At 63.7% G+C, this 11,082-nt stretch carries 9 protein-coding genes and 1 pseudogene; 2 read left to right on the top strand and 8 right to left on the bottom strand.

Annotated features, from left to right (window positions below; genetic code table 11):
- Positions 1–142: 142 nt before the first annotated feature.
- Positions 143–1,918 carry an SLC13 family permease gene (locus VOI29_RS18035; protein WP_323781767.1) on the top strand — a complete coding sequence of 592 codons (1,776 nt, stop codon included), beginning with the start codon at positions 143–145 and terminating at the stop codon, positions 1,916–1,918.
- 40 nt (positions 1,919–1,958) lie between these two features.
- On the opposite strand, the gene VOI29_RS18030 is transcribed toward VOI29_RS18035, so the two are convergent.
- The 5 genes from VOI29_RS18030 to mgtE all read right to left on the bottom strand — a co-directional run bounded on the left by VOI29_RS18030 (position 1,959) and on the right by mgtE (position 7,083).
- Positions 1,959–2,090 (bottom strand): hypothetical protein, encoded by a 132-nt coding sequence (locus tag VOI29_RS18030; protein ID WP_323781764.1) that lies wholly within the window; start codon positions 2,088–2,090, stop codon positions 1,959–1,961.
- 111 nt (positions 2,091–2,201) lie between these two features.
- Positions 2,202–3,980: an SLC13 family permease gene (locus VOI29_RS18025; protein WP_323781761.1), complete on the bottom strand. Its 1,779-nt coding sequence runs from the start codon at positions 3,978–3,980 to the stop codon at positions 2,202–2,204.
- A gap of 214 nt (positions 3,981–4,194) precedes the next feature.
- Positions 4,195–5,007 carry a TIGR00282 family metallophosphoesterase gene (locus VOI29_RS18020; RefSeq protein WP_323781757.1) on the bottom strand — a complete coding sequence of 271 codons (813 nt, stop codon included), beginning with the start codon at positions 5,005–5,007 and terminating at the stop codon, positions 4,195–4,197.
- Positions 5,008–5,121: 114 nt separating this feature from the next.
- Entirely contained in the window at positions 5,122–5,685 is a 564-nt protein-coding gene (locus VOI29_RS18015; RefSeq protein WP_323781753.1) for a 5-formyltetrahydrofolate cyclo-ligase, read from the bottom strand.
- A 9-nt stretch (positions 5,686–5,694) separates the two neighbouring features.
- Positions 5,695–7,083 (bottom strand): magnesium transporter, encoded by a 1,389-nt coding sequence (mgtE, locus tag VOI29_RS18010; protein WP_323781748.1) that lies wholly within the window; start codon positions 7,081–7,083, stop codon positions 5,695–5,697.
- 144 nt (positions 7,084–7,227) lie between these two features.
- On the opposite strand from mgtE, the gene guaD reads away from it, so the two are divergent.
- Positions 7,228–8,526, top strand: a complete 1,299-nt coding sequence (gene guaD / locus VOI29_RS18005; RefSeq protein ID WP_323781745.1) for a guanine deaminase — start codon at positions 7,228–7,230, stop codon at positions 8,524–8,526.
- Positions 8,527–8,548: 22 nt separating this feature from the next.
- Here guaD and VOI29_RS18000 read toward each other — a convergent pair whose 3' ends face one another.
- From VOI29_RS18000 to VOI29_RS17990, 3 genes and pseudogenes are all read right to left on the bottom strand, one after another.
- Complete coding sequence (locus VOI29_RS18000; protein ID WP_323781741.1) at positions 8,549–9,889, bottom strand: 8-oxoguanine deaminase; 1,341 nt, start codon at positions 9,887–9,889, stop codon at positions 8,549–8,551.
- Positions 9,890–10,006: 117 nt separating this feature from the next.
- A complete protein-coding gene (hisN, locus tag VOI29_RS17995; protein ID WP_323781738.1) occupies positions 10,007–10,798 on the bottom strand; it encodes a histidinol-phosphatase in 792 nt (263 codons plus the stop codon).
- A 98-nt stretch (positions 10,799–10,896) separates the two neighbouring features.
- Positions 10,897–11,082: pseudogene (locus VOI29_RS17990) on the bottom strand (transcriptional regulator); the annotation flags it as partial.

The raw sequence follows: 11,082 nt of genomic DNA, 5'->3' as shown, positions 1-11,082 counted from the left end.
ATTTTGAATGGCCTGCCATGGTACGTCCTTGCTGCTGAATATCTGAATTGGCGCCCATATAGCCTTTGTCAGTGCCGGGATTCAAGCACCCTGCCCGCGGCTTGGCCCTTGCTCCGCGGGGTTTCGCGGTTAAGCTGGCGCGATGACATATGACCAAGCCGTTTTGTTTTCGCTATTTGCTGCCGTTTTTGCCCTGCTGTTGTGGGGGCGCTACCGGTATGATCTGGTGGCCTTTGCCGCGCTGATGGCGGGGGTGGTGCTGGGGGTGGTGCCGGCAAGCGGGGCCTTTGCCGGGTTCGGCCATCCGGCAACGCTGGTGGTGGCGCTGGTACTGATCGTTTCAGCCGGTCTGGTGCGGTCAGGCGCGGTGTTTCTGATTACCCGCACCTTGGTGGATTCCGCGCGGGGGCTGGGCGGCCATATTGCGTTGATGGGCGGGGTCGGCGCGGTGTTGTCGGCCTTCATGAACAATGTGGCGGCGCTGGCGCTGCTGATGCCAGTGGATATCCAGACCGCGCGCAAAGCCGGCCGGGCGCCGGGGCTGAGCCTGATGCCCCTGTCCTTTGCCACCATTCTGGGCGGCATGGCGACCCTGATCGGCACACCGCCCAACATCATCATCGCGGCGATCCGGGAGGAGCGGCTGGGAGAGCCGTTCCGGATGTTCGATTTTGCCCCTGTGGGCGGCGTGGCGGCGCTGGCGGGACTTGCCTTTGTGGCCTTGGCCGGCTGGCGGCTGATCCCGGCGCGGGAGAATGCAGCGGGCGCGTCCGAGGCGCAGCTTGCCCCCTATATCGCGGAGCTGACGGTCGGTGAAGACTCGGAGGTTGCCGGCAAGCGGCTGGGCGAGCTGGAGGAAGAGGCCGAGAAGGCGGACGTGGCCATTCTGGGGCTGATCCGCGATGGCAAGCGGCGCTACGGGCGCTCGGTGGCGGCGGTGCTGCGGGAAGGCGACACGCTGGTGATCGAGGCGGAGCCGGAGGCGCTGGACGAGTTCCGCAGCGCGCTGAAGCTGGACTTTGCCGATGCCGCCCGGCAGGACAAGCTGACCGCCGCCGGCGAGGGGCTGGAACTGGTGGAACTGGTGGTGCCGGAATCCGCCCGCATCCGCGGCCGCAGCGCACAGTCGATCGGCCTGTCCTGGCGGCAAAGCGCGGTTCTGCTGGGGGTTGCCCGGCAGGGCCGCCGGATCACCCGGCACATCCGGCAGACCGATATCGAGGCCGGTGACATCCTGCTGCTGCTGTGCCCGCGCGGCCGGGTTTCGGATGTGGCGGAATGGCTGGGCTGCCTGCCGCTGGCGCAGCGCGGGCTGGCGGTGACGGCAAATGATAAGACTTGGGCCGCCATCGGCCTGTTTGCCGCCGCAGTTCTGGCGGCCTCTGTCGGCCTGATCTACCTGCCGGTGGCCCTGGGGCTGGTGGCCATCGGTTATGTTCTGTTCAAGATCCTGCCGGTGGCGGAGATCTATGATCACGTGGAATGGCCGGTTGTGGTGCTGCTGGGGTCGATGATCCCGCTGGGGGCGGCACTGGACAGCTCAGGCGGCACCGCACTGATTGCCAATGCGCTGACAAGCCTGACCGAAGGCCTGCCCGCCTGGGCGGTGCTGACAGTGCTGATGGTGGTCACCATGACGCTGTCGGATGTGCTGAACAATACCGCCACGGCGATTGTCGCAGCACCCGTGGGCATTCAGATGGCAGAGTCCCTCGGGGTTTCTCCTGATCCGTTTCTGATGGCGGTGGCGGTCGCTGCCTCGGCGGCGTTCCTGACGCCGATCGGGCATAAGAACAACACGCTTGTACTGGGTCCCGGCGGCTATCATTTTGGCGATTACTGGCGGATGGGGCTGCCGCTGGAGGTCTTGGTCATTGCCGTTTCCATTCCGGCAATCCTGGTATTCTGGCCTTTGTAGCGGGGGCAAACTTTTGCGGAAACGTTTTGCCCAAATCCTTTCACAAGGATTTTGCCGCCTGCGCGGATACCTCGGCAGGCTGCGTTTGCCAGTCCGCCCAGGCCTGCGTCATCAGCACAATGGCTGTTGATCCGCCCAGAACCGCGATCAGGAACAGTTTTCTGAAGTCCATGTGCCACCCTGTGAAACAGTCCCTGTTTCATATAGGCACGGCCGTAACAATTTCATGTAAACAGAGGGTGATGCGGCGGAACACTGCCATCACCAAAGGCATTCCCTGCTTTCAGAGCGGCCAGAAAAACGGAATGATCAGCGACGCCAGCATGCCGACAGTCAGGTTCAGCGGGATGCCGACACGCAGAAAATCGGTGAACTTATAACCGCCCGGACCGTAAACCAGCGTATTGGTCTGGTAGCCGATCGGGGTGGCAAACGAAGCCGAGGCGGCCACCATCACGGCCACCACCAAGGGACGCGGATCCACCCCCATCGCCTGGGCCAGGCCAATGGCAATCGGGGTCACCACAACCGCCACCGCATTGTTCGATACCAGCTCGGTCAGGACAGAAGTCAGCAGATAAACCGCCCAGACCAGCAGGACCGGAGGCAGCATCGACAAGGCGGGTGCGATGGCGTTGACGATCAGGCTGACGGCACCGGAGCTTTCCAGCGCGGCCCCGATGGCAAGCATCGAAAAAATCAACGCCAGCAGCCGCCCGTCCACAAAAGAGAACGCCTCATCCGCGTCGATGCAGCGGGTCACGAACACCAGTGACACCATCAGCAGCGACAGCATCAGGATCGGCGCAACGCCCAGGGCGGCCAGCAGAACGATGCCGAGCAGCGCAACAACGGCAATCGGCGCGTGGCTGCGGCGGTAGGCGCGCTGGGTCGGTTGCGAGACGTCTGCCAGATCCATATCGGTCGCCAGACGCTGGATATCGGCGGGGGCCCCCTCCAGCAGCAGGGTATCGCCGATCCGCACCACAAGGTCATCCAGCTGCACGCCGATATTCTGGTTCCGGCGATGCACCGCCAGGGGATAGACGCCATAGCGGCGGCGCAGGCGCATCGCGCCCAGGCTGCGGCCGACCATGCGGCAGCCCGGAGTGATCAGCACTTCGACGGTTTCAGTTTCCACTGCCGAAACCTGGTCGACCCGTTTCAGCTCCTTATTGCTTTGCAGACTCAGCAGCTCGGTCATTCTGGTCCGCAAAACCACCCGGTCGCCGACCTGCAGTTCAACGCCCTCGAGGTTGCGGCGCAGCGATTCATCGCCGCGGATCACGTCGATCAGCCGCACACCGGGGCGCTTGAACAGCTGCACGCCGGATGCTTCGCGGCCGATCAGGTTGCTTTCCGGCGGGATCACCGCTTCGGTGAAGAACTTCATCTTGGACTTGTCACTGAGCAGCATGGCCATGCTGTCGCGGTCCGGCAGCAGCCGCGGTGCGATAAAGCGCAGGTAGATCATGCCATAGACGACCAGGATCACGCCCAGCGGGGTGACCTCAAAAATCGTGAAGGGTTTCAGGCCCTGCGCCCGCGCCACGCCGTCCACCAGCAGATTGGTCGAGGTTCCGATCAGCGTCAGCGTGCCGCCCAGGATCGCCGCATAGCTGAGCGGGATCAGCATCTTGGACGCCGAAACATTGAGGGTGCGGGATATCTGGATGAATACCGGGATCATCACCACCACCACCGGCGTGTTTGACACAACGGCAGAGGCGGCAACCACAAAAGCCATCAGCAGGGCGACCGCAAGCCTCGGGTTCACCTCGGCCTGTGTCTTGGCGATTTGGGTAAAGGCATCAAGGGCGCCGGTCCGCACCAGGGCGCCCATGATGATGAACATCGCGGCAATTGTCCAAGGCGCCGGGTTGGACAGAACCGGCAGCGCCTGATCGTATGGCAGAACGCCGGTGGCCAGCATTGCTGCCACGCCGGTCAGCGCCACAACCTCGGTGGGGTAGGTTTCGCGCAGGAAGGCCACAAACATGGCCAGGACAATGGCTATAGCCAGGGCCGCGCTGCCGGTATCACCAAATTGGAAGAACTGCATATGCCGTGATTATGCCCATATTGTTTCAGGCGGGTTTAGCGCGCCGCTGCACGCTCCGCCATCGCGCAGTTTCCCTGAATCCCCGGGACTGAGCAAGAATTTCCGCATCTGCTCAGCAGCTGAGGCCTGCATTCGGGAATTTGTGCGGAAAATCGCGTCTGCACCGGCAAAACATCCCGCCCCAGCTGCGCCGCATGGCGCAAGGGGCAAGGGGTTAAGGGGCCGCCTCCTGCAGCAGGCCGCCGTTGCGCACCATGCGAATCTGCTTGGCCGCGCCAGTGCGGTCGTCGGTCTCGACAAACACACCGGACAGGCTGGCCTCGCCATTGGCGGGGGTAAAGCGCGCCTTGGGCATTCCGGTCAGGAAGCGGCGCATCGGCTCGGCCTTATCCATGCCGATGACTGAATTGTAGTCGCCGCACATGCCGGCATCGGTGAGGTAGCCGGTGCCATCGGACAGGATCTGCGCGTCCGCTGTCGGCACATGGGTGTGGGTCCCCACCACCAGCGAGGCACGCCCGTTGCAAAAATGGCCCATCGCCATTTTCTCGGAGGTGGCTTCGCAATGCACATCCACGATGATGGCCTGGGCCAGCCCGCCGCGGGGGTGCGATTTCAGCACCGCCTCAACCGCGCCGAAGGGATCGTCGAAGGCGCGTTTCATGAATACCTGGCCCAGCACCTGCACCACCAGCACCTTGCGCCCGCCCGGGGCCTGGAACAGCCGGTAGCCGCGGCCCGGTGCGCCTTTGGCAAAGTTCAGCGGCCGGATAATGCGCTGTTCCTGTTCGATGAACTGCAGCATGTCCTTCTGATCAAAAGCATGGTCGCCGAGGGTCAGGCAATCGGCCCCGGCCTCCAGCAGCAGCTTGGCGTGCTCGCCGCTCAGCCCCATGCCGTTGGAGGCGTTTTCGCCGTTCACCACAACAAAATCGAGCCGCCAGTCCTGGCGCAGCCGCCGCAGATTTTCGGTAATGGCACTGCGCCCCGCGCGGCCCATCACATCGCCTAAAAACAGAATTCGCATTCCGGCGTGGTACGCCGTTGCGGCCGGCAGAACAAGGCCTGCGAGCCGCGCGCAAAACTTTTCTGAAAAATTTTGCCAGGGTTTTTCACCAAAACCCTGGCGGTCTGGCCAATGTCAGCGGCTGAATTGCAGGACCCGGCTTTCGGTAACCACCATGTCGAGCGGCTGGTCGGTGGGTTCCAGCGGCAGGTCTTCGGCCTCTTGCGCGTCATAGGCAAAACCGATCGCCAGCGTCGCCCGCTTGCCGCGCAACAGCTCCAGCGTGCGGTCATAGAAGCCGCCGCCATAGCCCAGCCGCCCGCCCTTGGCATCAAAGGCAACCAGCGGCACGATCAGGATCTCAGGCTCGAAAAAATCGTCCGTTTCAGGAACCATGGCGCCAAAGGGGCCGTCGCGCAGCGGACCTTCGGGCTGCCAGCGGCTGAATTTCAGCGGCTGGCCTGCCCCCATGATCACCGGCACGCCAACAGGCCCATGCGCAGCCGCTTCGGCCATTGCCGGCACCGGGTCGATTTCAGTCCGGATCGGCAGAAAGCCCGACAGCGGCACACCGCGGTAACCGGCCAGCACCTCGGACAGATGGCCGGCGGCGCCTGGGATATTGCGGGCATGCGCTTCCTTGCGGCGGGCAAAGGCGGCCTTGCGGGCAGCGGCCTTGATTTCAGTCAGATCCGTCATCGCGGTCTCCTACAGCAAAACGGTTGCGGCAAGCCCGAGGAAGGCAAAAAAGCCGACCACATCGGTCACCGTGGTCACAAAGGCCCCAGAGGCCAGCGCCGGGTCAATTCCGGCTTTCTCCAATAGAACCGGGATCACCGTGCCCGCCAGCCCTGCCACGACCAGATTGATCACCATAGCGACTGCAATCACCACCCCCAGCATCGGCGAGCCGAACCAAGCGAGGCCCACCAGCCCCATCACAATGGCAAAGATCACCCCGTTGACCAGCCCCACCAGCACTTCCCGGCGGATCACCCGCCAGACGTTGGAGCCGGTCAGGTCGCGGGTGGCAATCGCACGCACCGCAACCGTGAGCGACTGGGTGCCGGCATTGCCGCCCATGGAGGCAACAATCGGCATCAGCACCGCAAGGGCCACAAACTGCGCGATAATTTCCTCGAACTGGGCAATCACCAATGAAGCCAGCACCGCCGTCACCAGGTTCACCGCCAGCCAGGGGAAGCGGCGTTTGGTGGTTTCTATCACCCGGTCAGCCAGCGAGCTTTCCTCGCCCACGCCAGCCAGACGCAGGATGTCTTCCTCGTGCTCCTCGTCCTGCACGATCATCGCGTCGTCGATGGTGATCACACCGACCAGGCGCCCTTCGCCATCGGTCACTGGCGCCGAGATCAGGTGGTACTGGTTGAAGGCATAGGCCACATCCTCCTCGTCCTGATCGGCGGGAATCACCTGGAAGGTGTCTTCGACCAGTTCGGTCAGCAGCACTTCGCGCTTGGTGGCCATGATCCGGCCAAGGGTGACATTGCCAATCGGGTGCAGGCGCGGATCGACCAGGACCACATGATAGAACTGGTCCGGCAGATCCTCGGAGTTGCGCATGTAATCAATGGCCTGCCCGACATTCCAGTGTTCGGGCGCCATCACCACTTCGCGCTGCATCAAACGGCCGGCCGAGTTTTCCGGATAGCTCAGCGACTGTTCGACCGCGACCCGGTCGGCATCTTCAAGCGCCTCCAGGATGGCTTCCTGCTGCGGCACCTCAAGGTCTTCGAGAAGGTCGACGACATCGTCGCTTTCCATCTCCCGGACCGCTTCGGCCAGAACCAGCGGGTTCAGCGTCTCGATGACTTCTTCACGGATCGACTCGTCCAGTTCGGACAGAATCTCGCCGTCAAACTCACGGTCGTAAAGGCGGATCAGCCGCGCCCGGTCGCTGGAACCGATCTGTTCCAGAAGGTCGGCGATATCTGCCGCATGCAGGTTTTCCAGCAGCTCCGTCAGCGCTTGCTGATCGCCCTGCTCCACCGCATCCAGAATCTGGACAACCAATTTCCGGTCCAGGTCGTAGGAGTCGTCCTGAGACAGGTCGCCGGTGATGTTGTCGCCGCTGCTCATGTGGTGCCCCCGGGCATTTTGTGAGTGTTTGCCTGCAAAATAGAAGAAGCGGCTACCGGAAAACAATGACATCGGCATAATTTACCGGAGCTGTTGCGGCGGGTATCCTGCCCGGAGCCATTTTGCAAGGAAAGGGTTGGAAGAATGGGCACCGATTACATCCTGAAAGGGCACGTGCTGTCTTTTACCGGCTCTCCCTTTGCGGCGGAGCAGCCCGAAGATGCGGTCCGGCTGCTGGACGCGGTGGCGGTGCAGGACGGCCGGGTCGCAGGTGCGGGGCCGCTGGCACAGATGCAGGCACTGCTGCCGCAGGCGGAAGCCGTCGATCACAGCGGCAAGCTGATCATGGCCGGGTTTGTGGACGCCCATGTGCATTACCCGCAGACCGCGATTATCGCCAGTTGGGGCAAGCGCCTGATCGACTGGCTGAACAGCTATACCTTCCCCGAGGAGATGCGGTTTGCGGACCGGGCCTATGCCGATGAAATCGCCGGCCGCTATCTGGACCTGACAGCGGCGCATGGCACCACCACGGTGTGCAGCTATTGCACCATTCACCCGGAAAGCGTGGATGCGTTCTTCGCGGCGGCGCACGCGCGCGGGCAGCGGGTGGTTGCGGGCAAAACCTGCATGGACCGCAACGCACCCGGCGGCCTGCAGGACACGGCGCAGTCGGCATATGACGATTCGGAGGTGCTGATCGGGCGCTGGCACGGCGTCGGCCGGCTGGAATATGCAATTACCCCGCGGTTCTCCCCCACCTCCACCCCGGAGCAGCTGGAGGCGATGGGGGCCTTATGGGGCAAGCACCCTGAATGCCTGATGCAAACGCATCTGAGCGAGCAGACGGATGAGATCGATTGGGTCAGATCCCTGTTCCCGCAGGCGCGGGATTACCTGGACACCTACGAGGAATTCGGCCTGCTGGGGGCGCGCGGGATTTATGGCCATGCGATCCATCTGGAGGAGCGTGAACGGCACCGGCTGCGGGACTATGGCGCGGCGCTGATCCATTGCCCGACGTCGAACACATTCATCGGCTCCGGGCTGTTCGATATGGCCGGGCTGATGGCCGAGGGGCAACGGATCGGACTGGCCACCGACACCGGCGGCGGGTCGAGTTTTTCGATGCTGCGCACGATGGCGGCGGCCTATGAAATCGGCCAGCTGCGCGGCACGCCCCTGCATGCGGCGCAGCTGTTGTGGCTGGCGACGCTTGGCTCGGCGACGGCGCTGCGAATGGAGCGGAGGATCGGCAATATCGCCCCCGGCATGGAGGCCGATCTGGTGGTTCTTGACCTATCCTCCACCCCCGCCATCGCCCAGCGGTCAGCCCGCGCCGAGGATCTGTGGGAGGCGGTGTTCCCCACCATCATGATGGGGGATGACCGGGCCGTGTCAGAGGTCTGGATCAGCGGGCGGCCGGTTGAGCAGAGGCGCTGACGCGCCTCGGCCTTGAGTATTTTCAGAAAGATGAAGCCAGCGCCCGCGCCAGTTTTCCGTGGCGTTCGATCAGCTGCGGCAGGTCGAGCGTGGTGATCTCGCCGCTGCGGATGATCTGCTTGCCTTCGACAAACAGGTGTTTCACCTGGGTTGGACCGGCCAGCAGCAACGCGACGGCATCCCAGCTGCCGCTGGAGGCGATGCCGGCGGTGTCCCAGACGGCGATATCGGCCCGCTTGCCCGGCGCCAGCCGCCCGCAATCGGGGCGGCCCAGCACATCGGCGCCGCCGCGGGTGGCGATCTCCAGCGCCTCATAGGCGCTCATCGCGTCGGCGCCGTTGGCAACCCGCTGCAGCAGCATCGCCTGACGCGCCTCCGAGGTCAGGCTGGCCATGTCGTTGCTGGCAGATCCGTCCACCCCCAGCCCCACAGGAACCCCGGCGTCCCGCATTGCCCGCACAGGAGCAATGCCGCTGCCCAGACGGCAGTTGGAACAGGGGCAATGGGCAACACCGGTGCGGGTTCTGGCAAAGAGATCAATCTCTTGCACATCCAGCTTCACGCAATGGGCGTGCCAGACATCCTCGCCGGTCCAGCCCAGCTCTTCGGCATACTGGCCGGGGCGGCAGCCGAATTTGGCCTCGGAATAGGCAATGTCCTCGTCATTCTCGGCCAGGTGGGTGTGCAGCATCACGCCCTTGTCGCGGGCCAGCAGTGCGGCGTCGCGCATCAGCTCGCGGCTGACCGAGAAAGGCGAGCATGGCGCCAGGCCGACCCGGCACATAGAGCCCTCGGCAGGATCGTGGAAGGCATCCACCACGCGGATCATGTCATCGAGGATGGCGCGCTCTTCCTCAACCAGGCTGTCGGGCGGCAATCCGCCGTCGCTTTCGCCGATGCTCATCGCACCGCGGGTCGGGTGGAACCGCAGGCCCACATCGCGGGCGGCGTGAATAGTGTCCTCGAGACGGGAGCCGTTGGGATAGAGATACAGGTGATCCGAGCTGAGCGTGCAGCCCGAGAGCGCCAGTTCCGCCAGGCCCAGCTGGGCAGAGACGAACATTTCGTCCGGGGTGAACTGCGCCCAGATGGGATAGAGCCGTTGCAGCCAGCCGAACAGCAGCGCATCCTGCGCCCCCGGCACCGCGCGGGTCAGGTTCTGGTAGAGGTGGTGGTGGGTGTTCACCAGCCCCGGCGTCACCACGCTGCCGCGGCCGGAAACGACGTTTCCGCTGGTTTGCAGCCCCTGCCCCACGGCGGCAATCTCACCGCCGCGGATCAGGACATCGGCGCCATGCAGCACCCGCCGCGTATCATCCATCGTCAGGATGGTATCGGCATTTTGAATGAGGATCTCTGTCATTTTCACACACTCCAAAAGACAGCCCGCTTCAGAGGAATGTGCGATTGGCCGATGGAAAACGGGCGAAGAACCGGCCTGTGGGAAAACTACAGGCAGGCACGGCCGGGTTCAACCGGTTTACGCCTGCCGCAGCAGTTTCAGCGCAGACGCGTGGATATCCGCATTGGCTGCGGCCAGGGCACGGCCGCCGTTGTGGGCCGGGTTTCCCTGCCAGTCGGTGACCATGCCGCCCGCTGCCTGGATCAGCGCAATCGGCGCCTGAATGTCATAAGCATTGAGACCGGCCTCGATCACCAGATCCACTTGCCCTGCCGCCACCAGCGCATAGGCATAGCAATCGGTGCCGTAGCGGGTCAGTTTGGCCCGGGCCGAGACCCGTTCGAATGCGGCGCGGTCCTGCGGTGTGCCGACCTCCGGGAACGTGGTGAACAGGATCGCGTCTTCCAGCGCCGCAGTGGCACGGGTCTGCAATGGCCTTGCGCCAAGCGGGCCGGTCATGGCGGCAACGTCCGGTCCGCCGCAGAACCGCTCACCGGTATAGGGCTGGTCGATGACGCCCAGGAACGGGCCGTTTTCATCTGACAGCGCAATCAGCACGCCCCAGGTCGGCGTGCCGCTGATGAACCCCCGGGTGCCATCAATCGGGTCCAGCACCCAGGTGCGGCCGGAGGTGCCCGGCTTGGTGCCGAACTCCTCGCCCAGAATGCCGTCGCCGGGGCGCAAGTCTGCCAGAACTGCCCGCATTGCCTGCTCGGCGGCGCGGTCCGCAACAGTGACCGGATCAAACCCGCCTTCGAGTTTGTTCTCGGCGGTCAGCGCAGATGTGCGGAAATGCGGCAGGATGGCAGCGCGGGCTGCGTCTGCCATCCTGTGTGCAACGTCAAGATCTGAGAATGCGGCCTGTGTCATAGCGATACGGGTGCCACCCAGCCAAAATTATTGCAAGCGCAATCCCTGCCATCTGCAGGTTTTACGCCGGCAATCTGTCTGTATCGGCCGTCCGGATTTCAGGCGACGTCGCTCAGAACACGCGCCAATTCAAACAGGCGGCGGCGCTGGTTTTCCGTGATCGCATAGTAGGAGCGCACCAGATCAAGGGCTTCTTTGTCGCCCATCAGGTCTTCCGGAACGGAGGCTTTCTCCGCGGGCGTTTTGCCTTCTTCCTGCAGACCTTCGAAGAAGAAGCTTACCGG

Origin of the sequence: Leisingera sp. (assembly GCF_034669605.1) — a bacterium.
Lineage (GTDB): Bacteria > Pseudomonadota > Alphaproteobacteria > Rhodobacterales > Rhodobacteraceae > Leisingera.
Note: the sequence above shows the minus strand (reverse complement) of the source record. Positions and strands in the feature narration are given on the sequence as shown.

Coding starts and splice junctions, on each gene's coding strand:
- VOI29_RS18025 (WP_323781761.1), bottom strand. CDS start 3,980: ATGCAGTTCTTCCAATTTGGTGATACCGGCAGCGCGGCCCTGGCTATA.
- VOI29_RS18000 (WP_323781741.1), bottom strand. CDS start 9,889: ATGACAGAGATCCTCATTCAAAATGCCGATACCATCCTGACGATGGAT.
- VOI29_RS18035 (WP_323781767.1), top strand. CDS start 143: ATGACATATGACCAAGCCGTTTTGTTTTCGCTATTTGCTGCCGTTTTT.
- mgtE (WP_323781748.1), bottom strand. CDS start 7,083: ATGAGCAGCGGCGACAACATCACCGGCGACCTGTCTCAGGACGACTCC.
- VOI29_RS18015 (WP_323781753.1), bottom strand. CDS start 5,685: ATGACGGATCTGACTGAAATCAAGGCCGCTGCCCGCAAGGCCGCCTTT.
- hisN (WP_323781738.1), bottom strand. CDS start 10,798: ATGACACAGGCCGCATTCTCAGATCTTGACGTTGCACACAGGATGGCA.
- VOI29_RS18030 (WP_323781764.1), bottom strand. CDS start 2,090: ATGGACTTCAGAAAACTGTTCCTGATCGCGGTTCTGGGCGGATCAACA.
- guaD (WP_323781745.1), top strand. CDS start 7,228: ATGGGCACCGATTACATCCTGAAAGGGCACGTGCTGTCTTTTACCGGC.
- VOI29_RS18020 (WP_323781757.1), bottom strand. CDS start 5,007: ATGCGAATTCTGTTTTTAGGCGATGTGATGGGCCGCGCGGGGCGCAGT.